General features: G+C 41.2%; 26 protein-coding genes. 11 read left to right on the forward strand and 15 right to left on the reverse strand.

The annotated features are described in order from the left end of the window. The 4 genes from EZV76_RS04435 to EZV76_RS04450 all read right to left on the reverse strand — a co-directional run bounded on the left by EZV76_RS04435 (window position 1) and on the right by EZV76_RS04450 (window position 2891). On the reverse strand, window positions 1–519 hold the full coding sequence (locus tag EZV76_RS04435; RefSeq protein WP_136565358.1) for a ferritin: 519 nt from the start codon (window positions 517–519) through the stop codon (window positions 1–3). Between the two features lie 119 nt (window positions 520–638). Then, window positions 639–959: a hypothetical protein gene (locus EZV76_RS04440; RefSeq protein ID WP_136565359.1), complete on the reverse strand. Its 321-nt coding sequence runs from the start codon at window positions 957–959 to the stop codon at window positions 639–641. A gap of 39 nt (window positions 960–998) precedes the next feature. After that, complete coding sequence (locus tag EZV76_RS04445; protein ID WP_136565360.1) at window positions 999–1469, reverse strand: Lrp/AsnC ligand binding domain-containing protein; 471 nt, start codon at window positions 1467–1469, stop codon at window positions 999–1001. A 48-nt stretch (window positions 1470–1517) separates the two neighbouring features. Next, a complete protein-coding gene (locus EZV76_RS04450; protein WP_136565361.1) occupies window positions 1518–2891 on the reverse strand; it encodes a saccharopine dehydrogenase family protein in 1374 nt (457 codons plus the stop codon). Window positions 2892–2970: 79 nt separating this feature from the next. Here EZV76_RS04450 and EZV76_RS04455 point away from each other — a divergent pair, with 79 nt between their 5' ends. Both EZV76_RS04455 and pckA read left to right on the forward strand, forming a co-directional pair. Continuing rightward, on the forward strand, window positions 2971–3363 hold the full coding sequence (locus EZV76_RS04455) for a DUF423 domain-containing protein (RefSeq protein ID WP_136565362.1): 393 nt from the start codon (window positions 2971–2973) through the stop codon (window positions 3361–3363). Window positions 3364–3425: 62 nt separating this feature from the next. Beyond that, window positions 3426–5042, forward strand: coding sequence for a phosphoenolpyruvate carboxykinase (ATP) (gene pckA, locus EZV76_RS04460; protein WP_136565363.1), 1617 nt, complete (start codon window positions 3426–3428; stop codon window positions 5040–5042). Between the two features lie 66 nt (window positions 5043–5108). Here the strand turns inward: pckA and EZV76_RS04465 are convergent, their stop codons facing one another. The 3 genes from EZV76_RS04465 to EZV76_RS04475 are packed head-to-tail and all read right to left on the reverse strand — an operon-like array spanning window position 5109 to window position 8171. Next, on the reverse strand, window positions 5109–5852 hold the full coding sequence (locus tag EZV76_RS04465) for a uroporphyrinogen-III synthase (protein WP_136565364.1): 744 nt from the start codon (window positions 5850–5852) through the stop codon (window positions 5109–5111). A gap of 7 nt (window positions 5853–5859) precedes the next feature. After that, complete coding sequence (locus tag EZV76_RS04470) at window positions 5860–6513, reverse strand: DUF4271 domain-containing protein (RefSeq protein WP_136565365.1); 654 nt, start codon at window positions 6511–6513, stop codon at window positions 5860–5862. Further along, the gene (locus EZV76_RS04475) at window positions 6510–8171 is read right to left on the reverse strand and encodes an ArnT family glycosyltransferase (RefSeq protein ID WP_136565366.1); all 1662 of its coding nucleotides are present in this window, start codon (window positions 8169–8171) and stop codon (window positions 6510–6512) included. The genes EZV76_RS04470 and EZV76_RS04475 overlap by 4 nt, the downstream gene beginning before the upstream one ends. Before the next feature lie 119 nt (window positions 8172–8290). On the opposite strand from EZV76_RS04475, the gene EZV76_RS04480 reads away from it, so the two are divergent. Genes EZV76_RS04480 through EZV76_RS04490 form a run of 3 tightly spaced genes read left to right on the forward strand, consistent with a single transcriptional unit; the run spans window position 8291 to window position 10787 of the window. Then, window positions 8291–9019, forward strand: coding sequence for a polyprenol monophosphomannose synthase (locus EZV76_RS04480; protein ID WP_136565367.1), 729 nt, complete (start codon window positions 8291–8293; stop codon window positions 9017–9019). Between the two features lies 1 nt (window position 9020). Then, window positions 9021–10355 carry a dihydroorotase gene (locus EZV76_RS04485; RefSeq protein WP_136565368.1) on the forward strand — a complete coding sequence of 445 codons (1335 nt, stop codon included), beginning with the start codon at window positions 9021–9023 and terminating at the stop codon, window positions 10353–10355. 3 nt (window positions 10356–10358) lie between these two features. After that, window positions 10359–10787: a DUF4296 domain-containing protein gene (locus EZV76_RS04490; protein WP_136565369.1), complete on the forward strand. Its 429-nt coding sequence runs from the start codon at window positions 10359–10361 to the stop codon at window positions 10785–10787. Here EZV76_RS04490 and EZV76_RS04495 read toward each other — a convergent pair. Then, window positions 10784–11782, reverse strand: a complete 999-nt coding sequence (locus EZV76_RS04495; protein ID WP_136565370.1) for an NAD-dependent epimerase/dehydratase family protein — start codon at window positions 11780–11782, stop codon at window positions 10784–10786. The genes EZV76_RS04490 and EZV76_RS04495 overlap by 4 nt on opposite strands. A gap of 84 nt (window positions 11783–11866) precedes the next feature. On the opposite strand from EZV76_RS04495, the gene tyrS reads away from it, so the two are divergent. After that, entirely contained in the window at window positions 11867–13162 is a 1296-nt protein-coding gene (gene tyrS / locus EZV76_RS04500; protein ID WP_136565371.1) for a tyrosine--tRNA ligase, read from the forward strand. 35 nt (window positions 13163–13197) lie between these two features. Here the strand turns inward: tyrS and EZV76_RS04505 are convergent, their stop codons facing one another. The 6 genes from EZV76_RS04505 to EZV76_RS04530 form a co-directional block, all read right to left on the reverse strand. Continuing rightward, the gene (locus tag EZV76_RS04505) at window positions 13198–13743 is read right to left on the reverse strand and encodes a quercetin 2,3-dioxygenase (protein ID WP_136565372.1); all 546 of its coding nucleotides are present in this window, start codon (window positions 13741–13743) and stop codon (window positions 13198–13200) included. Between the two features lie 118 nt (window positions 13744–13861). Then, window positions 13862–14848, reverse strand: a complete 987-nt coding sequence (locus tag EZV76_RS04510; RefSeq protein ID WP_136565373.1) for an acyl transferase — start codon at window positions 14846–14848, stop codon at window positions 13862–13864. Between the two features lie 65 nt (window positions 14849–14913). Then, window positions 14914–15237: a T9SS type A sorting domain-containing protein gene (locus tag EZV76_RS04515; protein ID WP_136565374.1), complete on the reverse strand. Its 324-nt coding sequence runs from the start codon at window positions 15235–15237 to the stop codon at window positions 14914–14916. 142 nt (window positions 15238–15379) lie between these two features. Then, window positions 15380–15691: a T9SS type A sorting domain-containing protein gene (locus EZV76_RS04520; protein ID WP_136565375.1), complete on the reverse strand. Its 312-nt coding sequence runs from the start codon at window positions 15689–15691 to the stop codon at window positions 15380–15382. 158 nt (window positions 15692–15849) lie between these two features. After that, complete coding sequence (locus EZV76_RS04525) at window positions 15850–17955, reverse strand: beta-helix domain-containing protein (protein WP_136565376.1); 2106 nt, start codon at window positions 17953–17955, stop codon at window positions 15850–15852. A 50-nt stretch (window positions 17956–18005) separates the two neighbouring features. Further along, the gene (locus tag EZV76_RS04530; RefSeq protein WP_136565377.1) at window positions 18006–20948 is read right to left on the reverse strand and encodes a TonB-dependent receptor; all 2943 of its coding nucleotides are present in this window, start codon (window positions 20946–20948) and stop codon (window positions 18006–18008) included. A gap of 178 nt (window positions 20949–21126) precedes the next feature. Between EZV76_RS04530 and EZV76_RS04535 the strand changes: the two genes are divergently transcribed. Further along, window positions 21127–21813 carry a response regulator transcription factor gene (locus EZV76_RS04535; protein WP_136565378.1) on the forward strand — a complete coding sequence of 229 codons (687 nt, stop codon included), beginning with the start codon at window positions 21127–21129 and terminating at the stop codon, window positions 21811–21813. Next, the gene (locus EZV76_RS04540; RefSeq protein WP_136565379.1) at window positions 21813–22871 is read left to right on the forward strand and encodes a sensor histidine kinase; all 1059 of its coding nucleotides are present in this window, start codon (window positions 21813–21815) and stop codon (window positions 22869–22871) included. Before EZV76_RS04535 ends, EZV76_RS04540 begins: the two co-directional genes overlap by 1 nt. On the opposite strand, the gene EZV76_RS04545 is transcribed toward EZV76_RS04540, so the two are convergent. Further along, window positions 22793–23908, reverse strand: a complete 1116-nt coding sequence (locus EZV76_RS04545; RefSeq protein ID WP_136565380.1) for a glycosyltransferase — start codon at window positions 23906–23908, stop codon at window positions 22793–22795. The two genes, EZV76_RS04540 and EZV76_RS04545, sit on opposite strands and share 79 nt — an antisense overlap. A gap of 83 nt (window positions 23909–23991) precedes the next feature. On the opposite strand from EZV76_RS04545, the gene trmB reads away from it, so the two are divergent. From trmB to EZV76_RS04560, 3 genes are read left to right on the forward strand one after another with little or no spacing between them, the layout of a single operon-like run. Beyond that, entirely contained in the window at window positions 23992–24660 is a 669-nt protein-coding gene (trmB, locus tag EZV76_RS04550) for a tRNA (guanosine(46)-N7)-methyltransferase TrmB (protein WP_136565381.1), read from the forward strand. Window positions 24661–24663: 3 nt separating this feature from the next. Further along, on the forward strand, window positions 24664–25293 hold the full coding sequence (locus EZV76_RS04555; protein WP_136565382.1) for a LysE family transporter: 630 nt from the start codon (window positions 24664–24666) through the stop codon (window positions 25291–25293). 1 nt (window position 25294) lies between these two features. Further along, window positions 25295–25621, forward strand: coding sequence for an MGMT family protein (locus EZV76_RS04560; RefSeq protein WP_136565383.1), 327 nt, complete (start codon window positions 25295–25297; stop codon window positions 25619–25621). The last annotated feature ends 114 nt before the right edge of the window (window positions 25622–25735 follow it).

Here is a 25735-nt window from a genome sequence, read left to right on the forward strand (position 1 = left end):
CTATTCCATCCAATTGGCTACTTGATTGTCGATCATCTGAAGTCCTACACCTTCCGTGCCGGTCACCGCGATCATGTCCAAGATGTCACGTATGGTGTTCTCCTCTTCAACTTGCTCCAGAACAAACCAGTCCAAGAAGCGCTCAGTAGCTATATCTCCCAGTTCACGGGCTTTTTTTACAATGTTGTGAATGGACTTGGTAACGGCCACTTCATGCTCCAAGGTGCTTTCAAATACATCAACAATGGAAGAGTAGTCATGGTTGATTCCCGTAACTTCTGGAGATAGGGGATTTCCTCCTGTATCAATCAAAAATTCGAAAATCTTCATCATATGGCCACGCTCTTCCTCAGCTTGCTTGTAAAAGAATTTGGCACTGGTAAAAAACCCATTCTGCTCGCACCAAGACGCCATGGCCAAATAGGTGGCAGAAGCATGGGCTTCCATTTTTATCTGTCCGTTGAGCAAATCCATGGATTCTACTTTAATGCCCATACTTTGTCTTGCTATATCTTTCATTTATATTGGGTTTATCAAGTTATACTAACAAAAATACGGAATTTGATTCCGTTTTGGAAGTAACTCCTTTGTTTTAAGGCAGTTTTAGATTGAATAAAAATAGGTGGAAGAAAACAAATCTAAATGGAGGCGGTCTCACGTTCTTCAGAAAGGCCCAAAGCAACAAAGCTATGGTCGACCAATTGTTTTAAGTCCAAGACTTCTAAGGTATTAAGTACAAATAGATGCTCTTTGTTGCAAAGCATGAGTACCTCAAAGCCGTGTCTGTTCAAATCCCCGTCAAAATGATCTTCAATAGAGATGGACAATACCTTGTATCGGAGGGAAAGCAATTGGCAAAGTGACATTCGCACCATCTTTTGCCCAAAATCCACATAGAAACAACGTTCCTTCACGGATTGGTACAAAGTATAATATGTAGACTGATAAACTACATTCATGGGTACAAATGTAAACTTTATTTAGATTGAATACAAATATCAGATTTGAATTTGCCGATCTATTTGTTGGTCCAATGAAATGAAAGTTTCGGTTCGTGAAACGCCTTCAATTTGTTGGATTTTTTTATTGAGCACCTGCATAAGGTGTTCATTGTCGCGGCACAAGACTTTTATGAGTATGGACCAGTTTCCGGTGGTGTAATGGCATTCCAGAACCTCTGGGATTTTCTCAAGTTCCCTTACAGCCTGCGGATTGGCCATGGCTTTGTCTAAAAAGATGCCAATATATGCCATGGTAGTATAACCTAATACCTTGGGATTGATAACGAATTTTGACCCAGATAGGAGGCCAGAGCTTTCCAATTTTCGTAATCTTTGGTGAATGGCCGCCCCGGAAATACCAATGTTACGGGCAATTTCCAAAATGGGCCTCCGGGCATCTTCCATCAAAAATCTTAGGATTTTCTTGTCGATGCCATCAATTTTAACCGAACTGTTATGATTTTTCACAGAAAAGATTTAAAACTGAAGCTAAAGATATAGAAAATATGAATTCGGTTAACCTGCAACAGAATCTGGATTGTAGCCTAGATAGAGAACCTCGTACTCTTTAAAATGTATCCCATAGGATTTGAGTTCACTTAGTATGGGCTGATAAACCTCCATACTTATGGGTATCTGTACCCCAGGGGTTGTTATTTTTTTGTTCAATATCTGCAATGTGGCCATTGCCACGGGCAGACCTACCGTTTTGGACATGGCGGTATAGGTTCTGTTTTCACCAATGACCACCATGTTTGCATCAATCTGCTTTTTTTCACCGTCTATTTCGTACCCAAATTTGTGGTACATCACGATCATGTCTTTTTCATCTTCCCTGAGGGTCCAACTATCTTCCAAGATAAATTGTAGTATTTGTGCAGGGGTTGCATTCTTCAGCGGTATTTTTTTGGAGGGATCAAAAAGATTGAGTTCCAACAATTTACCCCAACGGATATCGTCTTGGTCTATTTTTAGATAGTGCCGCATTTTTAGCTCCACCGAATCAGTAGGGGAATAAGGAAGAAACAGGTTTACAAACTCTCTATAAGACATGCCTTCCGAGTTTTCTATGGTGTAACTATCATCGGTCATCCCCAAAATAACAAACATCTGCCATGCTTTGGAAAACCCTACCCTTCTCATGGTGCCCCTAAAAAGCGTAAGGGCGTCCTGAAGACCATAAGCTTCCCTATATTTTAAGGAATCACGGTTGGCATAGGCTTCAAACTTTCCATGTCCCTCTACATCCAAAAACTCCGTTCTTCTGAACAGTTTTTGGTAGGGGATGTATTTATAAGTTCCTTCCTGAATGAATTTTGCTGTCCCGCCCTGTCCCGCCAGAACAACATTTCTAGGATTCCAGGTAAACTTGTAATTCCAGAGGTTGGAATCGCTTTCTGGAGCTACCAACCCACCAGTAAAGGATTCAAACAGTAACATTTTACCACCTTTGGATCGGATACGATCTATCACTTCCATGGCACTCATGTGGTCAATTCCAGGGTCAAGTCCTATTTCATTCATAAAAATGAGACCGTTCTTTTTGACCTCTTCGTTAAGGGCTTCCATTTCTTTACTCACATAAGAAGCCGTCACCAAGTGTTTTTTATATTGGATGCAATCCTCTGCAATCTTAATGTGCAAATTGGCCGGAAGCATGGAAATAACGATTGATGCCAACGACACGGCCTTCTTGCGTTCTTCTTCGTTAAAGATGTCCAACGCAATAACCTCACAATTTGGATGAGAGGAAAATTGCTCAGGAATGTTCTTTGGTTGTAGGTCTCCAATGACCAAACGGAGATTTTCACTATCTGATTTTTTGAGGAGATAGTCTAGTAGATAGGAGGTTGATTTTCCTGCCCCAACAACTAAAATAGTGCGGACCATAGGTTTTGATTACTTTTGATTAAAACGGATACTAAGGTATCAAATTGTTATATTTCTAAAAAAATTAGTAAAAAAAGTTATGAACAGAACAATATTGTTGACGGGAATTCTACTTGGTTTGCTGGCTATAGTTTTAGGTGCCTTTGGCGCCCATGGCTTGGAAAAACTGGTGGATTATGAATCGGTTGAGGTCTTTGAGACTGGTGTGAGATACCAAATGTACCATGCTTTGTTCCTGCTTTTTTTGGCAATATTCGGCAGCCTTGGTGAAAAGCATAAAAAGAGGGTATACTTGATGATTTTGATAGGAGTTATCCTATTTTCTTTTTCAATTTATTTTTTGGCTCTCAACAGTCTTACCAACTTTGATTTTAAAGTCATTGGTTTTTTAACACCTATTGGTGGAGTTTTTCTGATTTTGGGATGGTTTCTTTTGGGATATTACATTTTAACCCACAAAGGGCTTAAATAAACCACAAAAGAGGGTTTAAAAGTTATATTTTTCTAGTTTTGCAGTATATAAAAAACTAACAAATGAAAGCTTCCACATCAGCTTCGAAAACGATTTCGCTAAAACCCTATGGAATTCAACACAAGAATGTCCATTATCAACTTTCTCCAGACGAATTGCACGACCTCACCTTGCAAATGGGCATGGGTAAAGAGTCATCTTCTGGTGCTTTGGCCGTAAATACGGGAGAGTTTACAGGAAGGTCTCCCAAAGACCGTTTTATTGTAAAGGACGACATTACAGAGGATAAGATTTGGTGGAGCAACATCAATATCCCTTTTGAGAGTGAAAAATTTGATCTACTGTACGATAAGGTCATTGATTACCTCAATGAAAAAGAGTTGTTCGTTAGGGATTCGTACGCTTGTGCCGATCCCAAATACAAAATGAACCTGAGGGTCATCAATGAATATCCTTGGTCCAATATGTTTGCCTACAACATGTTTTTGAGGCCCACAGAAGAGGAGTTGGAAGGTTTTGAACCGGAATGGACTGTGGTCAATGCCCCAGGCTTTATGGCAGACCCAGAAGTAGATGGAACGCGACAACACAACTTTGCTATCTTAAACTTTACCAGAAAGATTGCATTGATTGGTGGTACAGGCTATACCGGAGAAATTAAAAAAGGCATTTTCTCTGCCCTGAATTTTATTCTTCCCGTTTATAAAAACACACTTCCTATGCATTGCTCTGCCAATGTTGGTGAAGATGGGGATACAGCCATTTTCTTTGGATTGTCAGGAACTGGAAAGACCACCCTATCCACTGATCCGCACAGAAAGCTCATTGGTGATGATGAGCATGGGTGGACCGAGGCCAATACAGTTTTTAATTTTGAGGGAGGCTGCTATGCCAAGGTCATTGACCTTTCGGAGGAAAGTGAGCCTGAGATTTATGGAGCAATCAAAAAAGGAGCCATTTTAGAGAATGTGATTATGGATGATGACGGGGAGGTCGATTTTTCCAACACTTCCATAACGCAGAATACTCGGGTGAGTTACCCTATTTATCACATAGATAATATACAAGAACCTTCGATAGGGGAAAATGTAAAGAATATCTTTTTTCTCACTGCTGATGCTTTTGGGGTATTGCCCCCCATTTCAAAATTAACACCTGCCCAAGCGGCCTATCACTTTATTTCGGGATATACGGCCAAGGTAGCCGGTACTGAAGCAGGGGTTGTGGAGCCCCAACCTTCCTTTTCAGCATGTTTTGGCGCGCCATTTATGCCATTGCATCCCACCAAATATGCCGAAATGTTGAGCAAAAAAATGAAAGAATCCGGAGTAGATGTTTGGTTGATCAATACAGGTTGGACCGGTGGACCTTATGGTGTGGGTACCCGAATGAAGTTGAAGTATACCCGTGCCATGATCCATGCAGCATTGAGTGGAGAGCTTGGGTTGTATTGTTACGACAAGTATCATATCCATTCTGTTTTTGGGGTGGCCCAACCAAGGGAATGTCCCGGGGTTCCAACAGAAGTACTAAGCCCTAGAGCCACATGGAACAATGACGAAGCATATTATAAAACCGCATTTAAATTGAGCAACGCCTTCAGGGAAAACTTTAAAAAGTTTGAAGCCGATGCAAACGAAGAGATAAGGCGAGGTGGTCCGCAACGCTACGCCTTTTAGAATTGGAAGTAAAGGAAAAAAGCCCGGTAATGCCGGGCTTTTTTTATTGGGATACAAATAAAATTCTTACTTATTTACGCTGGTAATGTATTTCTGTAGTGCCATGGTCATGGACGGCGTCTCCGGTGTGGGAGCCTGAATGTCTATTCGAAGACCGGCGTCGGTGGCAGCTTTTACAGTGCTGTTGCCAAATACGGCAATGCGGGTGTTGTTCTGCTCAAAATCCGGGAAATTCTTCAAAAGCGATTCAATTCCTGATGGGCTAAAGAATACCAATACATCGTAATAAACGTTTCTAAGGTCTGAAAGGTCACTGATGACCGTCTTATAGAAGATACCGCGTTTCCAATCTATACCCAACTCATCCAAAGCCTGGGGCACTGCTGCCTTAAGCGCGTCGGAAGAAGGTAAAAGGAATTTCTCATCCTTATATTTTTTGATAAGCGGAACCAGTTCATTGAACGTACGCTTACCAACATAGATTTTACGCTTTCTATAGACCACATATTTTTGCAAGTAGTAGGCCACTGCCTCTGATTGACAAAAATACTTCATGGTGTCAGGAACCTTAAAACGCATCTCCTCGGCAATTCTGAAAAAATGGTCAACAGAGTTTCTGCTGGTCAGGATAATTGCCGTAAAGTTGTTCAGATCGATTTTTTGCTGCCTTACATTTTTGGCTTCAACTCCCTCTACATGGATAAAAGGCCTAAAGTCTACTTTAACCTTTTCTTTCTCGATCAACCGTGAGTAGGGAGAGTTTTCGATTTTGGGTTCTGGTTGGGAAACCAAAATTGTTTTTACTTTCATAAGCTTTTCAATCTTTTAGGTAGCTTCCAATTATCACCAAGGGCGCAATTTCGAGTGCGCAAAGGTACAAAATAAAATAGACAAAATACGGAAACATGGCTTTTTGATAGTTCTTCAGCAGCTTTGCGATTCCGATGCCATTTATAAGAAGAATTAAGATTATCGCAGCATAAATCACTATTTTGGAATCCTTTAGGATGTAAATCAAAATAATATTGGCAGCACAGAGCACAAGACTGCCATAGTTGAAATAGGAAGTCTTACTGAACACCAATTCCGACACAAGTTCTTGGGTATTGAACACATAGGCCTTTAAGAATTGAACAGAGAATTTAAGCAGTTGAAAAAGAGCCAGAAACCCCATCAGCATAAAAAAAACCATCAGGGAAGGACCTTCCGGTAAGGCGCCAAAAATCTTTAACGACAGAAAAACAAAAAGCGAAAGGTTGGCCAATTGGAACAGGGTAAGCCATATATGAAACCAGTTTAAGAGTTGCCCCTTTTTGTGTAGCAGCACATATTTGTCATTAAAAGGCAGGATTATAAAATTTACAAACCTGTTGTGGTACAAATATTTTCCCAGGGTAAGCAAGAAAAGGGCCATAAACAAGACAATGGTCATCCAATCCAAAGAATTGATGGTTTTCTCAATCGGTATCATTCTTGGATTTTTATTGGCGTTCCGTTCAAACCGGGGGGTAATCCGTTTTCCGATATACCAATCCTAAAATAAGTTGGATTGTCTATTTTCTTGGGTAATGGAAGTTCAAACTTATAATGGGCGGTGTCCTTGCTTTTTAAGTAGGCACTTTCCGGATATAGGCTGGTCACTTTTTGTGGCAGCATTTCCTTTACTTGCTTGTAGGGATTGGAATAGGAAATGGTATATTTTAAATTCTCAAGTAGAATATCAAAAGGATAGGGATTGTAAACTTTTAAGTCGTATCCACTACCTGTTTCCGTTTTGTTTACAATGCACTTTAATCTTCTGTAGGACTGAAAATCATCTATAAATATGCCATAAAAGACAGTGCTGTCCTGATCAATGTATTGTAGGTCCCCACTTTTTCTGTATTGGGTAATATAGACCACCTTTTTGCCTCTTACCCTTTCTTCCGAACCATCTATGGAGTATTGATTTTTTCGATACATATAATTGTTCAGCGAAAAAGTAGGTATTCCTGTATGGAACTCGTACATGGGGGAACGGCGATACGAATTTTCAAATACCACTGGAAAATCCTTTGCCTTTTCATGCAGATCATCTACCCATTCTTCGTTGCCATGGGTTTCATATATCTTAGGAAATAGGGGCTGATATATTAACCATGCCCTTGCATAGAAAAGAAGCAGTACACTTATAATTCCCAGGCGATACATCCATTTTCTGCTCTTGGAATTATCCATGAGATAGTTGAATGCCATAACCACCAAAGGAATGGAAATAACTATGGCCCATTGGGCCTGTACACGTCGATTAAAGCTGGAGATAAAGAAAAAAATCAGAATACCATACACTAAATACAACAGTGCTTTGGAAAAGGTGTCGGTAGCCTTGAACCGAAACAAGGAGGCATAGACCCAGTAAAATAGTAAGCCAATGATTACTATGAGATTTAAAAAATAGCCCAAGGTAAACCCTCCAAACGAATAGGCTTGGTTGGGCCTCTCATATAAGTGAAAGGTGATGGGTGCAAAATCGTTCTGGTAGAGCCAAATAAAATGGGGAATGTAACAAACCAAGGCCAAAATTACCGCCATCCAAGCTTTTTTATTGGCAATGAGCTTAACATTGGATAGGAACACAAACAAAATGACCAGAACCGCATGATACTTGCTGTACATTAAAGCAGCCATGACCAACCCCAGCAATACCGTAGTCAAAGTAGAAGGATTTTTCAGGAAGCATTTGTAGAGCCATAAAAAAAGCGCCGTAAAAAATAGAAGGGGCGTATCTGGAAGCGTCAAGAAACCATAGGCATTCATCAGTGTAAATGAAAACACCAACAGGAAAAAATGGATTATATAATCTTTCTTTCTGGGGTCATCCACAAGTAGCCAAAGCAACATATATGTTCCTGCCGATAGCACGCTGCCCATAAAACGAACCCCAAGCTCGTCGTTAAAAAAGAAACTGCTGATTTTTACCAAAAGGGCCACCATGGGCGGATGGTCAAAATAGCCCCACGCCATATCCTGGGCATAATACCAATAATAAACCTCATCATAAATAAGTTCCGTGAAAAAGCCTTGAACAAGATTTAGGACAAAAACTATGGCCAGTAGAACAAGGAAAAGCTTTGGAAACTTTTGGATCATTAAATGGATTTTTGATGGGCAAAGTTACAAATATTGATGGACAGACGGAGATGCCTAACACAGAACAACTTGTATAGGCAAGCAAGAAAACCGTATTTTTACCTCCTAATAGATTACCAATGGCGGACGGCTTGGTTATTATACCCACTTTCAACGAGATTGAGAACATTGAGGCCATCACAAGAACGGTTTTTGACCTTAAGAAAGATTTTCATGTTCTTGTGGTTGATGACAATTCCCCTGATGGTACGGCTGAAGCCGTACAGTCCCTACAATTGGAATTTCCGGATAAATTGTTCTTGGAGGTGCGCAAAGAGAAAGCAGGTTTGGGAACGGCCTATATACATGGATTTAAGTGGGCATTGGATCGTGGTTACGAGTATATTTTTGAGATGGATGCCGATTTTTCACACCGTCCCGCAGATTTGTCCCGGTTGCACCGTGCTTGCCTAAATGGTGCCGACGTGGCCATAGGCTCCCGTTACAAAAAAGGGGTGAATGTGGTAAATTGGCCGCTCTTTAGAATCCTGTTGTCCTATGGCGCATCCTTTTATGTCAAGTTCATAACCGGAATGAAAGTGCATGATCCAACAGCCGGTTTTATATGCTATAAGCGTAAAGTTTTGGAAGAAATAAAACTGGACAATGTGCGATTTATTGGGTATGCTTTTCAAATTGAAATGAAGTATAGGGCGTACCTCAAAAAATTCAAAATAGAGGAAGTCTCCATTATTTTTACCGATAGGATCAATGGAAAGTCCAAAATGAACTCGGCCATTATCCGGGAAGCCATTTTCGGGGTAATCGCCATGAAATTTAGAAGCATATTTTTCAGAAAGAACTTTTAGGATGCCAAGAATAATATTGAAAAACGCAAAGGTGGTCAACGAGAACTGCACATTTGAAACAGATGTGTTATTGGAGGGTGATTATATTGCACGAATGGATGCTGATATTTCAGATGCCAATGCCTCGGTTGTAGATTTAAACGGGGATTTATTGTTGCCCGGCATAATAGATGACCAGGTGCATTTTAGGGAGCCTGGATTAACCCACAAGGGCACCATTGCCACGGAGAGCCGAGCAGCCATTGCAGGGGGCATTACAACCTTTATGGAACAGCCCAACACTAATCCGCAGACCACTACCCTTCAAAAACTGGAAGAGAAATTTTCCATAGCCTCAAAAGATGCTTTTGCCAACTATTCATTCCTCTTTGGAGGTACCAATGATAACTTGGAAGAGCTAAAGCGATTGGATAAAAATGCCTGCTCAGGAGTGAAATTGTTCCTTGGATCTTCTACGGGAAATATGTTGGTTGATGACGAGTCTGTTCTTGAAAAAATATTCAGCAATACAGAAATGGTGATTTCGGCCCATTGTGAAGATGAAGGGACCATAAGGGCCAATATGGCCAAGTATCAGGAAATGTACGGAGATGATATTCCTGTGGAGATGCATCCTATTATTAGAAGTGCTGAAGCGTGCTATCTTTCGTCTTCAAAGGCCATAGCTTTGGCGAAGCGAACAGGGGCTCGTTTGCATGTTTTTCATATATCTACCGGCATTGAAACCGATTTGTTCACCAATGAAATTCCGTTGGAGAAAAAGAAGATTACCTCTGAAGTCTGCATCCATCATTTATGGTTCTCGGATGAGGACTACGCCAAAAAAGGTACTTTGATCAAGTGGAATCCCGCTGTGAAGACCAAGGAGGACCGTGACAAACTTTGGGACGCCCTTTTGGATGACAGGATAGATGTTGTGGCCACCGATCATGCCCCACATACTTTGGAAGAAAAAAATAATCCTTATACCAAAGCTCCATCTGGCGGGCCATTGGTGCAACATGCATTGTTGGCCATGCTCGAAAAAGAGCAGGAAGGCAAGATCAGTTTAGAAAAAATGGTGGAGAAAATGTGCCATAATCCTGCAAAACTATTTGATATTGATCGTAGGGGGTTTGTTCGGGAAGGGTATTATGCCGATTTGGTCCAGGTGACCCGAAATTCTAAAAACGAGGTTAAAAAGGATAATATTTTCTATAAATGTGGTTGGTCTCCTTTTGAAGGTACTACTTTTGACTCCAAAGTAGCGCGAACTTTTGTCAATGGGCATTTAGCCTATGAGAATGGTCGTTTTTCTGAAAAAAGGAACGCCAAGCGACTTACATTTAACCGATAAGGCATGAAAAAAGCTGTTTTTTTCTTTTTTGGGATGCTACTCCTCTCTTGCGGCGAGAAGGTGGTAGAGAAACCTGAAAATCTTATTCCTAAGGAGAAAATGGTGGATATTCTCCATGATCTTTCGCTTTTAAACGCCACAAAAGCCGCTTTTGGCAGCAAGTTTAAAGAATCGGGTATTGATGTCATGGATTTTCTTTACGAGAAATATCAAATAGACAGCGTGCAATTTGTGGAAAGTGATTTGTACTATGCCTCCATTCCGTTGGAGTACCAGTCCATTTATGAAAAAGTGGAGGAAAGGATTGATAATAGGAAAAACATAATGGAAAACATCAGCAAACAAAAGAACGACAGTATTAAGGAGGTTCAGTTACGACTACGCGATTCCATTAAGGCCAAAAGAGAAGAAAACAAGCCAACGGAGCCCTAATCCGGAAATTTGGAACAACAAAAATCTAGGGCTGCATCCAAATCCTCGAATTTAAAATCAATCGCATTTTTAATTTTTTCGTGGCTGTAAATATCTTGGTGTCGCAATCCTTTCACCATATTTTTGGTAAGTCTACGCCTTTTCCCCAACAAAGAACTTCGAAGTCCATCCAAGCGCCACATAATCTCCAACATCCAAAAAGGGATTTTTTTTGTTGGAGGGGATACCCCCAATTTTGGAGCAATTTTTTGGAACAATTCTGCATAGGACAGATTATTGCTCACTAATATGAATCTTTCCCCGACAATGTTGGAATCCATAAGTTTGGTCATGGCATTGATCACATCACTGATGGTCACAAAACCGGTGCCACCCGGAATATAAGAGGTTTTACCTTTGGCTGCATAGGTGAAAAAACTACCGCTGCCTGACTTCCAAAACCCAGGGCCAATGACTACACCAGGATTTACAATGACCACTGACAGCCCTTCTTGTGAAGCGCGCCATACCTCAAGTTCAGCATCGTGTTTGGTAATCCCATACACCGAAGCATTGGTATTGGTCCATTCAGTGTCTTCCGTGACTTCTTTTTTAGTTATACTAGATCCAATGGCAGCAATGGAGCTTACATAGCAAAGTTTTTTTATGCCATACTTAAGACTCAAGTTTACAACATTGGCAGTCCCTTCTACATTGGCCTGGACCAAAGCCTTGTACATTTTAGGGTCAAAAGAAATTAAGGCAGCGCAATGGTAGACCTCCTCAATGCCAATAAAAAGTTGATCTAAATTGCCCATAGAGGTAATATCGGCCTGTACCCACTGTATTTTTTCCAGAAGACTTTCAGGTTGATTGGAATAATACCCAAAAATCTTGGAAACTTTTCCAAGAGACTCTTTGGTTCTATAGTTGGCTCTTACTGTTTTTCCATTTTTCACCAAATGGAACAGCAGGTGCGAACCTATCAACCCAGTACCTCCAGTGACCAATATCATGTGGTAAAAGTACCTATTTGTACTGAAATTATTCAGGGAAGTGGCAACTTCATTTTATATTTGCAGCTATTCTAAAAGTAGATCATGAAGAAGAATTTTGTTCAGGAATTGCAATGGAGGGGAATGATACATGATGTAATGCCGGGAGCGGAGGAGCATCTAATGGAAGCCATGCGGGCTGCATATGTGGGGATTGATCCTACAGCGGACTCCCTGCACATTGGACATTTGGTGGGGGTGATGATGTTGAAACACTTTCAATTGGCAGGACACAAGCCTTATGCGCTTGTGGGAGGAGCAACAGGAATGATAGGAGATCCTTCCGGTAAATCCGCAGAACGAAATTTATTGGATGAGGAAACACTCAGACATAATCAAGAGGCCATAAAAGCACAGTTGGGTCGGTTTTTGGACTTTGAAAGCGATGTGCCCAATGCAGCCGTTTTGGTGAACAACTACGACTGGATGAAAGATTTTTCATTCTTGGAGTTTATTCGGGATGTTGGAAAACATATCACAGTTAATTACATGATGGCCAAGGATTCGGTTAAAAAACGACTTTCGGCCGATGCCAAGGAGGGAATGTCTTTTACTGAGTTTACTTATCAATTGGTACAAGGGTACGACTTTCTGCACCTTTACCGTGCACACGATTGTACGCTTCAAATGGGCGGGAGCGATCAGTGGGGTAACATTACCACGGGAACAGAATTGATAAGGCGTATTGGCAATGGAAAAGGCTTTGCCTTGACCTGTCCTCTGATAACCAAGGCAGATGGGACCAAATTTGGCAAGACCGAAGGCGGAAACGTTTGGTTGGATGCTGAGCGAACCTCTCCCTACAAGTTCTACCAATATTGGTTGAACACTTCGGATGAAGATGCTGAAAAGTATATCAAAATATTTACCTTCTTGAACCAACAAGAAATTGAAGATTTGGTGGCCGAGCATAAAGAAGCCCCCCACCTAAGAACCCTTCAAAGGAAATTGGCAGAGGAAATCACTATTATGGTGCATTCCGAAGAAGATTTGGACAATGCCATAAAGGCCAGTGATATTTTGTTTGGAAAATCCACTTCAGAAGATTTAAAAAAGTTGAACGAAAAGACCTTCTTGGATGTCTTTGAAGGAGTTCCACAAGCGAAAGTATCAAGAGAAGAGATAACTTCTGGTTTGGATATGATCGGTGCCTTGGCCGCAAAAACCCAATTCTTGGGATCTAATGGTGAAGCCAGAAGGGAGCTTAAACAAAATTCCATTTCAGTGAACAAGGAAAAGGTTAAGGAAGATTACCTAATTACCGAGGCCGATTTGATCAACAACAAATTTGTATTGCTCCAAAGGGGTAAGAAAAACTACTTTGTCATGGTAGTGGAATAGAAAACAAGGGCCATCTTTTAAGATGGCCCTTGTTTTTAGGCGATGAAGGATATTCCGTAACGCCCACAGATTTCACTCACTTTGGCAAAATCAGGGGGTCCTGGGGGCAGTTTCCCCAACTCTTCGAACATATGCTCCAGTCCTGCAGGGAAAACGCTTAGAATGGTTCGGCAATCTTGATTGCCCACTACTTTCCAAGTATGGGGTACATTTTTAGGGGCAAAAGCAAGGTCGCCTGCTTTTAAAACAGTGGTTTCACCTCCAACGGTGACTTCCAGTTCGCCTTCCAAAACTTTGAATATTTCATCTTCGTTGGTATGTACATGGGGTGGGATCATGGTGCCCGGTGGATTCACTTCCTCAATCAATGTAAACATGCCATTGGTGTCTTCACCGGTTAGTTTAAAGGTTTGTTGGTCTCCGATAACGTTCACCTTCTTGCCTTCATCCTTGCGCACGATTTTTGGGCTCAAGGGATCATTCTCTTTTTTCGATGTTGAAGAAAAATGGGCAAACGAGGGTAATGATGCAAGTGCGGCAGCAGAAAGGGCACTTCTTTTTAAGAATGCATTTCTATCCATAATTGTTGGTTTGTTTGATTATTCCAATCAAATTACATAAAACTTTGAAAACCATTAAGAATGGATATATAAGAGGTTTGTATTTATGTGTGGATCGAAGGATTTTGTTGTTTTCCCATCAAAGTGCCATTAAATTACATCCCCGAACATCTGAATGGTCAAACCTGCCTAAAATTTCAAAAGACCCATCGGCGTAGGTTTTACCCAAATCTTGGGTAGCTATAAAGGAACACGAATGAAGGTTGGCCAAATCAATTACGTTGATTCCACCTGTTTTTCCATGAGATTGATTGCTTAGTGGATCTTCCGTGTCCCGTGTCAAGATTTTCATCCATGGAGGAGCCATAAAAATGCCGTTACCTTGGGAATAGGCTTGGGATAAGAGTTCTGTCATCCCATATTCAGAATGTATACTGGGAACCCCAAAGGCATTTTTTAGGATGTCATGTAGTTCGGCACGAATCAATTCCTTGCGCTTTCCTTTCATTCCACCGGTCTCCATAATGGTGGTATGTTTTAAGGGTATGGGAAATTGTTCCGCTAAATCCAACAGGGCAAAAGAGACACCGATCAATAAGGTTTTGGAACCAGAAGCCTCCTGCGCTTTCAGTTTTTGATGGAGGTCTTGAAGATTGTACAGATAAAATCCACTGTTGGGATGTTGTGAACGGGATACCAGCTCATTGACCATGTAGACCAACGACGAACCTTTTCGCTCCAAATAAGATGGCAATAAGGCCAGAATACATAATTCCTCCACAGGGCCGTAAAACAATGTAAAGGCTTCCAAAAAACTACGTTCGTACAAGCTTAGATCGGCCACGTAATGTTTACTTGTCGTATTTTGGGTGGTACCACTGCTCTCAAATACGGTTTCCGGTTTTTTTTGGTCAGTAACTACGGTTTTGGTCTTGAAGAAATCAATAGGCAGGAAAGGAATTTGGGATATGTGATCGACCTCTATGGGAGTTCTCCCCAAATGATTGCAATAATCTGTGTAAATGGGATTGTTTCTATATTGAAATTGAAAAATTTCCATGGCCAAGGAATCAAATTCATTGGAATCTTGGATGGAAAATAGCTGTTGGATATCCGTGTTGTCCATTGGGCCGTAAAAGTACCCAAAAATAAAAAAGCCCTTTGGTAAGAGAGCTTTTTAAAGTGTATATTTTACTTCACGACCAGTTTTCGGGTCATGGTTTTTTTCTGTTCGGTTACTTGGAGTACGTAGACCCCTGGAACCAACCTGGATATGTCTAAAGTGTTGGTTGCGATTCTATCGGTAAGAACCACTTCTCCGAAAACATCGAACACTTTTATTTGTTTGGTCCCGTTGGATTCTGTGGTAATATAGACTTCCTCGCCATAAGCGGGGTTAGGGTACATTTTAAAACCCTGAAGCTCTTGTGCGGGCTCTGTGTTTACACTGACCAATTCCTGACCGTAGGTGAATATAGGTAAAGCCATAATGAGAACAAAGTAGAGTTTCTTCATGAATGCTGATTTGGGGTATGCAATGTAAAAGTATGTAAACCAGTAGAAAAGGGCCATAAAATGTTGTGAAATGGCACTTTGTGTTGGTAAAGCAGGAAAAACTGTGGTTTATGACCTTGTCAGCGGGCTAAAACAGTCAAAATCACTTGACTATTAGCTTTCTAGTGGCCACTTTGTTGTTTTCAAAAACCCTGAGGATGTAAACGCCCTTGTCCAAACGCGAAAGATTGAGTTCTTGACCTATAATTGTGGTTTGTAGCACTTGGGTACCCAGAACATCAAAAATAAGGATTTGTTTGGGTGCGTTATAGGCTGTTTCTATAAAGACTTTTCCTTGTGTAACAGGGTTTGGATAGAGTTTAAACCCTTCTATATCCGAGCTTGCCTTTGCATTTTCCTGAGAAAACCCAATAGCGCAGACAAAAAATAGAATTACAAGGTAAAAGTGCTTCATAAAGTATTGATAACAAAGGCTGTGCCACAAATATAAAAAAATATGCTTGCGATGGTGGGACCGTTCAACGATTAGTGTTTCTTTTTTCGATGAAATGCAAAAAAAAGCCCCCTGACAATATCAAGGGGCTTGTAGGTTATTATGTCAAGAGCATTTTCTTAATTGGTTGCCCAATCAAAGATGGTTACATCTACTGTTGCTGGATTATCATAAGCGGCATCCACATCGATGGTTACGCCGTCAACAGTAACGTTGGTAGTGGCACCACCATCCCTAAAGTCAACGTTGGTTTCATATCCACTTAAAGAAAGACCAGTGATTGCAGCACCAGATTCCTTTTTGAATTGTAATGCGGTACCACCTTGACTGGAAACACAGGTCAAGTTTTCCAAAGTTGGCATGTTGTTATCACCATCCGCTTCAACAGCAGTAGAGAAACCAGCTTCAGTATGAAGTACATAAGCATCAGTCAAAGTTCCGTTCCAACCTTCTGTCCAGTCAATAGCATCGTCCTGGTTGTTTTCCAAGTAGAAGTTGGATGCTGAAACGGTACCTCCAAAGAACTCAACACCATCATCTGCACCGTTCAATACGGCAACGTTGCTGATGGAAGTTCCAGAACCTACAGCATAAAGTGTAAGACCGTTGTATTGAGATTCAGAGTTGATCTGCGCACCAGCGTAGTTAATGATCAAGTAATCAATAGAACCTGAGTCGTCAGTATCGTTGGAACCACCATAAATAATGTTACCTACTTCTGCAACTGCATCGGTACCTTTGGTAGTTGTGGCATTTCCGGCGATGACCAAACCACCCCAATCACCAGGAGTTTCACCGCTAGATGTCATAACAACTGGATTGGCAGCGGTTCCTTGGATATCGATCATACCACCTTTTTGTACTACAATGTAAGTACTTGTTGCACCTGCAGCTTGTACATCGGCGGTAATAGTGGTACCAGCAGGGATAGTCAAAGTAGCACCTGATTCAACGCTCAAAGTTCCTTGCAAAGTATATGCAGTTGAGGCATCCAAAGTCAAATCTGAAGTAACACTTCCCTTAAGGTTTGCTGAAGTGGTAATGTCTTCACCTGTTGCCCAAGAGAACATGTTAATGTCAACAGTTGCCAAGTTGGCATATAGTTCATTTGGATCGGAATCTTCGCCTTCAATCTGTACGTTGGAAACAGCGCCACCATCCCTAAAGTCCAAGATAGTTTCGTAACCAGATATGGAAAGACCAGTGATAGTTGCACCAGACTCTTTTTTGAACTGAAGTGCGGTACCTCCTACTGTTGACAAAACTGTCAAGTTTTCTAAAGTTGGCATGTTGTTGTCACCATCTGCTTCAACAGCAGTAGAGAATCCTGCTTCGGTATGCAATACATAAGCATTGGTCAACGTACCGTTCCATCCTTCCGTCCAATCAATGGCATCGTCTTGGTTATTTTCCAAGTAGAAGTTGGAAGCAGAAACTGTTCCTCCAAAGAACTCAACACCGTCATCAGTACCATTTAACAACGCAACATTGCTGATTGTTGTTCCGGAACCAACAGCATAAAGTGTAAGGCCGTTGTATTGGGATTCTGGATTGATTTGGGCCCCGGCGTAGTTGATGATCAAATAGTTGATGGTACCAGAGTTGTCCGTATCGTTGGAACCACCATATTTGAACTCACCAACCTCTGCGGTAGCATCGGTGCCTTTGGTAGTGGTAGCATCACCAAGGATTACCAAACCACCCCAGTCTCCTGGAGTTTGATTATTGGAAGTCATTACTACAGGATCGGCAGCAGTCCCTTGGATGTCAATGGAAGCACCTTTTTGGATTACAATGTATGTCTCGGTTTCATCACCGGATGCAGCCGTAGCTGTAATAGTGGTACCGGCAGGAATAGTTAACTTAGCACCATTCTCAACGCTTACCGCTCCGTCTAAGGTATAGGCGATAGAAGGGTCAAGTTCCAAATCCTCTGTAATGGGACTGATGGAGGTCAAGTCTGAGGCATCTGTACACGCATTTGGACAAGAACCACCGCAATCTACTCCCGTTTCATCACCGTTTTGAATACCATCATCACATGTTGCTTCAACAGGGCAAGCGCCACAAGTACCACCGCAATCCACGCCTGTTTCTGTGCCGTTTTGAATGCCATCGGAACATGTTGGGCCAGCGGGGCCACCGTCATCGCTACTACAACCCGTGAGTACGAGCGCAAATGCAGCTGCTAAGGCTATTGAAAGTTTAAAGATTTTCGTTTTCATAATTAGGGTTTTTGAAGTTTAAAATATTATGGTTACAGGTTTATATTTAGTTAAAAATTATAGGTTACACCCAGGCTTACAGTGCTGCCCAGTTTATAGGATCTTACCGTTTCGGTACGGATAATTCTTTGTGGCGCGTTTGGCCCCAAACGTTCATTTATATCAGATGAAAAATTTCGAATTTCATTTCGGTTGTCCAGAACACCTTGAGTTCTTTTGATTTCTGGATTCAATAGGTTTTGTCCAGTTAAGGAAAGCTGCCAATGTTTACCAATATCTTTACTTAGTCTACCATTTAAGACTACAAACCCATTTTCAACGATATTGTCATTATAGGAATAATCATATATGTTGAATCCTTCGGCACTACCCAAAACAAAGATTTTGTCCGAAGCGTAATTAGCGTTAAGCGATGCACCAAATGGATTTTCACCAGCAGTTTTAAGGTTCAAGTTTGTGTTGACAATAAAGTCGGATGCTCCTTGCAAACCAGTAGAAGTATTGGTTCCAAATCTGAAGAAGTCTGTAGCGCTGGCCCCATCCTCTGTAAGAACAAGTTTCAAATCTTGTTCATGGTGCATTAGGGTAGTATTGAACACAAGACTTAAATCAATACCTGAATCAACGTCATTTACTTCATCATAGGTGGGCTTGATGAGGTTGATTTTGCTTTCCAACTCAATTCCATAAACCTCAGCTTTTTCTCCTGTATTTTCATAAGTCCAAATACTTTCCCCCCCACGCTGTGTGGTTCTGTTGATAGGGTCTGTAATGTCCTTGTAGAAAACCGCTAAGGAAATCAACTGATCGTTGGTAGGAAAAAATTCCCATTTGAGGTCAAAATTATTTGTAAAGGACGCAGTAAGGTTATCTGCATTACCGGTGACTTCTTGCCCAGAAGGGGCAACATACCTAAAGGGGGCTATTTCTTTGAATTCGGGAAGCGTGATGGTTCTACTAGCTGCAAACCTTAACGCATGCTTGTCATTAATGGAGTATTTTAGATTCAAGCTTGGATAAAAGTTGGAATAATCTTGTTGAGTATCTCCAACAATCCTTGTACCACTACCACCCACATCATAACTGACGAATATTTCATCTTTTTGAAACCTGATACCTGTATTTATTCCAATTTTGTTCAACTGGACATTAAAATTGACATAAGCGGCTTTCGAGGTGTATTCCCCGGTATAGATATCTTTTGTTTCACCGTTGGAGTTTGCACTTAACCGAACAACTTGCAATGAACCGTTGGCAAAATTTTGCGTATTTAGGATTCCGTTTAAATTGTCCAGGCTATTCGTTCTTGTGCTAAACCTATCAACACTGTTGGATTCTGTAACCCCAACAAACTCAGAGCTGAAATCACGCTCTTTGTTTCGATAGAAAACGCCTAGTTCAGCATCAAACTTTTTGTTGGATTCGCCTTCTTCACCCTCTTCATTAATAATATTGATTACATCATTTATGTAACCGTTGTATTCAATATCTTCAATCAATTGAGCGGCTTTTCTTTGATTAAAACCACCTTGTGAGTTTAGTGCCACGGAAGTTTCTGGGGCAGCATCAAAGAATACTTGGTTTCTGATTCGGTTAGGTTCATCGGCATTAAGCAAATTATAACCACCTGCCCAAGTCAATTGATTGTTCTCGAAAAGCTTATGCTCACCTAAAAGCTGTGTGACCAACAATCTGGTTTGTTTGGTGTTTTGATCTCTTACAAATTCCAAGGGAATCCCAAAACTTCCAAAAGCTCCTGTATCATCACTAACCTGTGCCTCGCCGTTTCTACCAAATTCTACAACTTCATCTTTTAATGTGTTGAGAAAAGTGGTGGTGGATTTTATCTTGTTCTTGTCGTTTATATAATAGGTTAAATCCAGTAACCCCGTATTGGTGATTTCTGACTCATATGTTGTATAGTCAGATGCGCCTACTTGAACAAAACCATACTCCAAGATTTGATAGACACCTTCATTATGTCTGAAGCTTTCATTATGCGAACCTGTTAGAATGAAAGAAAGCTTATTGTCAAAAAGTTTTTTACCAAAGGTTAGGTTTAACCCATAATTCAATGGGTTTTCTTTGGTAGCCGGATCCCAAGATTGCTCAGTCAATTGTTGAACAAGCGTTCTATTTGAATCATAAAAGCCAAATGTGGTTTCGTCATCCAAATTTGGGGAAACTAAAAAGTTGTCATTGACCCCGTCTTGATAAACGGAAGTGTTTAAACCACCAGAAACACCTATGCTCAACTCTGAAGTTCCAGCAAGTTCTCTGGAGGCAATATCGATATTACCAGAAGCTTGATCTGCTGAGGTTCTGGCTGAATAGGTTTTACTAATACTAATGTTTTGGATAACCCTTGTAGGGAACAAACCTAAGTTTATGTTTTTCCTATCCACATTATCCGATGGTATGGGTAGGCCATTCAATGTTGTTGATAGGTATCTGTCACCTAGGCCTCTAACAAAAATGTCACCTGAAGCTTCGCTTTCTGTTACTCCGGAAATTTTGGTTGTTGCGGTTTTGGCATCGGAGATACCCAAATCGCCGAGCTCTTGCGCACCAATGCTTTCGACTACCGTAACTGCTCTTTTTTGGTCTAATAATAGTGCCGTTTGAGAGTCTTTTCGAGCAACAGTTGTGATTACCACTTCATCCAAGGCCAACCCGGAAGATGCGCTCATGGGAACGTTTACACTGGTTACTTTACCGGCAATTACTTCCACATTTGGAATTTCAACGGTTTCGTAGCCCAAATAGCTATAGGTCAACGTGTAGATTCCAGGCTCAACACTTGAAATCTCATAGAGACCATCAAAATCTGAAGTGGTACCCATTGTGGTACCTTTAATAAGTACATTTGCAAAGGCCAAAGGATCATCATTAAGCTCTTTGTCAGTCAGCTTACCCACGATACTTCCAGTGGTTTGCTGTGCTACCGCCTGCATGGAAACGGCAAGCGTTAAAATCAGTAAAAAATATTTCATTATCAGCTAAGTATTTGGCGCAAAGAACGCCACAGGCTGTAAAAGCGATGTTAGCTGTGTGTTAAGTGTTTATTCGAAAACTGTTACAATAATGTTAGGAGATTAAATCAACGTTAAGCATTTATGGCATTATAGTATTATCTTTACATTTGGGCGATTAACCTTGAAATACCATCCCATGAAAACGAAGGATATTAAGATTTTACTTGTTGATGATGAGCCTGATATTCTGGAAATTGTAAGCTACAACCTTTCTTCTGAGGGCTATGAAGTCTTTACCGCAAAAAATGGCGTAGAGGCTGTGGCAAAAGCCAAAAAGAAAAACCCGCATTTGATCATCATGGACGTTATGATGCCCGAAATGGACGGTATTGAAGCCTGCGAGGTAATTCGCAACACCCCAGGACTGGAGGATACCATCATCACTTTCCTTACGGCTCGTGGTGAAGACTATTCCCAGGTGGCCGGTTTTGATGCAGGAGCAGATGATTACATTACCAAACCCATAAAACCAAAGGTTTTGGTAAGCAAGGTCAAGGCGCTCCTAAGAAGACTTAAAGAAGAAAAGAAAGAAGTTGAGGAGATTGTTAAGGTGGGCAACATCGTCATCAACCGGGAAGAGTATAAGATCATCAATGATGGGGAAGAAATTGTACTGCCTAGAAAAGAGTTTGAACTCTTATCACTTTTGACCTCCAAACCTAGCAAGGTTTTTAAGAGAGAGGTCATTTTGGATAAGGTCTGGGGCAACGAGGTGGTTGTTGGTGGCCGTACCATAGATGTGCACATCAGAAAGCTACGTGAAAAAATAGGCGATCATCACTTTAAAACCGTAAAGGGAGTAGGGTATAAGTTTGTTCTATAATGGCCATACAATTAAGGAAATCCTATAAGTTTGCCTTACGGTCATCCCTGCTTATCACCATATTTACCACCATATCAATTATTGCCTTCCAGATTCTTAATGGGCAAATGTTGTGGTTGCACACCCTGGCTTTTGCATTGGTTTGTTTTGTTATCTGTTTTGCTGTGCTCCAGATTAGGGTGGAACGGTTCATATACAGACGTATCAAAAAAATCTATGATGATGTTTCCTTGCTGGAGTCATCAAGTTTTTCTTCCAAACCGGTCACTACGGACATGAAAACCCTCACCGAAGAGATAGAAAAATTTGCAGAAGGGAAAAAAATTGAGATTGACACCCTTAAAATAAGGGAAGAATATCGGAGGGATTTTTTGGGTAATGTATCACACGAGCTTAAAACACCCCTCTTTACCGTGCAAGGTTACATCCTTACCCTGCTGGATGGAGCGATGAAGGACAAGAAGATCAGGGAAAAATACCTTCAAAGGGCCAACAAGGGGGTGGAGCGCTTGATCTACATCGTAAAAGATTTGGATTTGATCACGAAGTTGGAAGTGGGCGAACTCAAATTGGATCGTGAAAACTTTGACGTGATCGAGCTTATCCAAAATGTGTTTGACCTTCTGGAAATGAAAGCGGCCCAAAAGGAAATTACACTAACCTTTGATATGGAGTATCCCAACTCTATTTATGTAAATGCCGATAGGGAGAAAATGCAGCAAGTCATCAGCAACTTACTGGTCAACTCCATTAAGTACGGCTCTCCCAAAGGTACAACTGAGGTTAGTGTGGAAAACCTTATTAAGAACAAAGTTATTATCAGGGTCACCGATAATGGCGAAGGAATACCAAGACAGCACATTCCTAGACTTTTTGAACGGTTTTACCGAGTAGACCAGAGCGGTAGCCGCAGTGAAGGCGGTTCAGGACTGGGACTTTCCATTGTAAAACACATTATTGAAGCCCACGGTGAAAAAATCTATGTGGAGAGCGAAGAAGGGATCGGGTCGGAATTTTCGTTTACGATGGAGAAAAAGACCGAAAACAAATCTTCATAGTCAACTTCGGATTCAAACTGGGTCAATCCTTCAAATTCATCCATTCGGTTTAAGTCCTCCAAAACAAAATTCTCCTGGATGTTGTATGGGACCAATCCGTGTTTTTCCAATCGTTTAGCCAGATATTCTTGTTCATATTGACCTGGGGTTGGAATAAAAAAGGCCTTTTTTTCCAGTTTGGCCAAATCCATGACAGTGGTATACCCCGATCTACATAAGACTTTGGCACTTTGGTTCAAGGCAGTTTGAAGCTCTCGGGATTGCATAAAATTATACAACAGGATCGAACCATTGGATGTATGCAGCTCTTCTTTGGTCTGGGATTCCTCAATCTTTCCCTTTACAAAAAGTATATTTCCCTCAAAACCTAGAAGTTCGGACAACAGTTTTTCTTCTAAAAAAGTTCTTTGAGGCTCTGGACCGGACAATAGCACCATAAGGTCGTATAAGATTGAATCGTTTGTTTTTTCAAAACGGCTCAACGGACCCAAATACTTGATGTTCAACTTGGATTTTTTTAAATGACCCAGTTTCCCGGTTAGGTTGGGCTTATCCTTCACATCGGGCACCCAACAGGCATTGAATTTCTTTATGATCTTTTGATGGGCCTTGGAACTCATCCACGTGGTGTTTCCAGAAAGCACATTAAGTTGGTGGGTGATAAAAACACAGGGCACCTTTTTGTAAAATGCCCCCAAGCGGTTGTCAGAAATAATACCGTCCAGCCCATGCTCCTTGACCAATTGTTTTACGGCCTTCTTTTCCTTGGCCATGGCCTTGAGTACTTTGGGTGAATCCCAGATCATTTTGATCTTAAAATTCTTTCCTTTTTCAGCATAGGTAATTTTGTAGGAAGGCAATTCAAAAGAAGGCAATCCTGGAAATTCCTTCTGCAAAAGGGAGAGGGCAACCCCATCCGAAGCAATAAAAGGCTGATGGCCGTGGTCCAATAAAGCCTGAATAATGGGAATGCAACGTGTGGCATGACCCAATCCCCAATTCAATGGGGCCACTAAGATGCGTTTGGAACTTTGCATAAATGCAAAAAAACAAAATCCATATTGCTTGCGGATTTCCTTAGTTTTGCCAAAACATTAAATTATTGCTCAATCTGTAAGCGGTGGGAAGTAAGAATAAACTAAAACGGTTCAAGGAAAACGAGACTTTTACCAATGTGGTCCAGCCTACACGGGACGAGGTTTTGGAAGGATTTGGTCTGAAAGGTCAATGGCACACCTTTTTTAAGAACAATAATCCCATTGTATTGGAATTGGGCTGTGGAAAAGGGGAATACGCGGTTGGTTTGGCCCAACGAAGCCCAAATAAAAATTATATTGGGGTCGATATCAAAGGAGCCCGGTTTTGGCGGGGAGCCAAGTCTGCGCTGGAACAAGAATTGGAGAATGTAGCCTTTCTGCGTACCCAAATTGAGTTGGTAGATCAACTTTTTGGGGAAAACGAAGTGGACGAAATCTGGATAACCTTTCCCGACCCCCAAATAAAATACAAACGCACCAAACACCGGCTTACCAACCCCATGTTTCTCAAGAAATACAAACAGATTCTTAAACCCCAAGGGGTTGTTCACCTGAAGACAGATAGTGAATATATGCATGGCTACACTTTGGGGCTTTTGCAAGGGATGGGACATGAAATCTGCTATGCCAATCACGATGTGTACCGAAACGAAGGAAGTCCACCAGAAGTTTTGGAAATACAGACATTTTACGAAAATCAGTATCTTGAAGCAGGAAAACCGATTACCTATATCCAGTTTAGGATCAACTAACCAATGACCCATATCATAATCCTCTTTTTTGCCACATTTTCGGCAGCCTTCATGGCTACGGTGCCACCGGGTTTGCTCAATATGAATGCTGCAAAAACCAGTGTGGAAAAAGGAAAATTAAATGGCATTGTGTTTAGTTTGGGCGTTTCCTCAATGATTATGGTACAGGCATATGTTGCCGTGCTCATTTCCAAGTTTTTATATAGAAATCCAGAAGTGATAGATCTTCTGCTGAAAATTGCCTTGGTGGTATTTGCCTTTTTTGCCGTCTTCTTTTTTATTACGGCCAAGAGAAAGAAAGCCAAAAAAATGCAAAAGGTAAAAGTCAGTAAAAAGAACAGTTTTTACAAAGGTGTGTTGTTGGCTGCATTGAATTTGTTGACCATACCCTACTACAGCGGGCTCAATGCCATGTGGAACGAAGCCGGATGGATAAAATTCGAGGCCCAGGACATCACTACATTTGTTGTGGCTGCTGGTGCCGGAACCTTTTCCGTGCTATACCTGTACACCTTCTATTTTGATAAGCTGGAGACCAAGACCAATCGATTTTCAAAGAATTCGAACTACATTTTGAGTGCACTCATGCTCGTACTATTGGTAATAACCTTGATCCGGATTTTTTATAACTGATATGGAAGAGGAGAACTTTTTTGATAAAGTATACGAAGTGGCCCAACAGATTCCATATGGAAGGGTCACCTCCTATGGGGCTATTGCCAAATATTTGGGTGCCACCCGAAGTGCCCGAATGGTGGGCTGGGCCATGAACAATTCCGCGGCAAAGGATGTGCCTGCGCACCGAGTGGTAAACCGTGTGGGAGTGCTAACGGGAAAACACCATTTTGGTGGGACCAACCTCATGCAACAGCTTTTGGAAAATGAAGGCATCCAGGTCAAGGAAAACCAGATTGTGGATTTTCAAAAATATTTTTGGGACCCTATCAAGGAATTGGGCTAAAAAAAGGCATAAGTAGAGCCAATCCCACCATCTTCATTTTCAATGGGCAAACTTCCAATAATCCATGCCTAAGGCGTATCTTTGTAATTTAGAATCAATACAAACGACTGCAGA

Origin of the sequence: Flagellimonas alvinocaridis, from assembly GCF_004916895.1 — a bacterium.
GTDB lineage: Bacteria > Bacteroidota > Bacteroidia > Flavobacteriales > Flavobacteriaceae > Flagellimonas > Flagellimonas alvinocaridis.

Excerpts from the sequence above, each read along its gene's own strand:
- EZV76_RS04435 (WP_136565358.1), bottom strand. The coding sequence starts at position 519 with ATGAAAGATATAGCAAGACAAAGTATGGGCATTAAAGTAGAATCCATG.
- EZV76_RS04440 (WP_136565359.1), bottom strand. The coding sequence starts at position 959 with ATGAATGTAGTTTATCAGTCTACATATTATACTTTGTACCAATCCGTG.
- EZV76_RS04450 (WP_136565361.1), bottom strand. The coding sequence starts at position 2,891 with ATGGTCCGCACTATTTTAGTTGTTGGGGCAGGAAAATCAACCTCCTAT.
- EZV76_RS04455 (WP_136565362.1), top strand. The coding sequence starts at position 2,971 with ATGAACAGAACAATATTGTTGACGGGAATTCTACTTGGTTTGCTGGCT.
- pckA (WP_136565363.1), top strand. The coding sequence starts at position 3,426 with ATGAAAGCTTCCACATCAGCTTCGAAAACGATTTCGCTAAAACCCTAT.
- EZV76_RS04465 (WP_136565364.1), bottom strand. The coding sequence starts at position 5,852 with ATGAAAGTAAAAACAATTTTGGTTTCCCAACCAGAACCCAAAATCGAA.
- EZV76_RS04470 (WP_136565365.1), bottom strand. The coding sequence starts at position 6,513 with ATGATACCGATTGAGAAAACCATCAATTCTTTGGATTGGATGACCATT.
- EZV76_RS04475 (WP_136565366.1), bottom strand. The coding sequence starts at position 8,171 with ATGATCCAAAAGTTTCCAAAGCTTTTCCTTGTTCTACTGGCCATAGTT.
- EZV76_RS04480 (WP_136565367.1), top strand. The coding sequence starts at position 8,291 with ATGGCGGACGGCTTGGTTATTATACCCACTTTCAACGAGATTGAGAAC.
- EZV76_RS04485 (WP_136565368.1), top strand. The coding sequence starts at position 9,021 with ATGCCAAGAATAATATTGAAAAACGCAAAGGTGGTCAACGAGAACTGC.
- EZV76_RS04490 (WP_136565369.1), top strand. The coding sequence starts at position 10,359 with ATGAAAAAAGCTGTTTTTTTCTTTTTTGGGATGCTACTCCTCTCTTGC.
- EZV76_RS04495 (WP_136565370.1), bottom strand. The coding sequence starts at position 11,782 with ATGATATTGGTCACTGGAGGTACTGGGTTGATAGGTTCGCACCTGCTG.
- tyrS (WP_136565371.1), top strand. The coding sequence starts at position 11,867 with ATGAAGAAGAATTTTGTTCAGGAATTGCAATGGAGGGGAATGATACAT.
- EZV76_RS04505 (WP_136565372.1), bottom strand. The coding sequence starts at position 13,743 with ATGGATAGAAATGCATTCTTAAAAAGAAGTGCCCTTTCTGCTGCCGCA.
- EZV76_RS04510 (WP_136565373.1), bottom strand. The coding sequence starts at position 14,848 with ATGGACAACACGGATATCCAACAGCTATTTTCCATCCAAGATTCCAAT.
- EZV76_RS04515 (WP_136565374.1), bottom strand. The coding sequence starts at position 15,237 with ATGAAGAAACTCTACTTTGTTCTCATTATGGCTTTACCTATATTCACC.
- EZV76_RS04520 (WP_136565375.1), bottom strand. The coding sequence starts at position 15,691 with ATGAAGCACTTTTACCTTGTAATTCTATTTTTTGTCTGCGCTATTGGG.
- EZV76_RS04525 (WP_136565376.1), bottom strand. The coding sequence starts at position 17,955 with ATGAAAACGAAAATCTTTAAACTTTCAATAGCCTTAGCAGCTGCATTT.
- EZV76_RS04530 (WP_136565377.1), bottom strand. The coding sequence starts at position 20,948 with ATGAAATATTTTTTACTGATTTTAACGCTTGCCGTTTCCATGCAGGCG.
- EZV76_RS04535 (WP_136565378.1), top strand. The coding sequence starts at position 21,127 with ATGAAAACGAAGGATATTAAGATTTTACTTGTTGATGATGAGCCTGAT.
- EZV76_RS04540 (WP_136565379.1), top strand. The coding sequence starts at position 21,813 with ATGGCCATACAATTAAGGAAATCCTATAAGTTTGCCTTACGGTCATCC.
- EZV76_RS04545 (WP_136565380.1), bottom strand. The coding sequence starts at position 23,908 with ATGCAAAGTTCCAAACGCATCTTAGTGGCCCCATTGAATTGGGGATTG.
- EZV76_RS04555 (WP_136565382.1), top strand. The coding sequence starts at position 24,664 with ATGACCCATATCATAATCCTCTTTTTTGCCACATTTTCGGCAGCCTTC.
- EZV76_RS04560 (WP_136565383.1), top strand. The coding sequence starts at position 25,295 with ATGGAAGAGGAGAACTTTTTTGATAAAGTATACGAAGTGGCCCAACAG.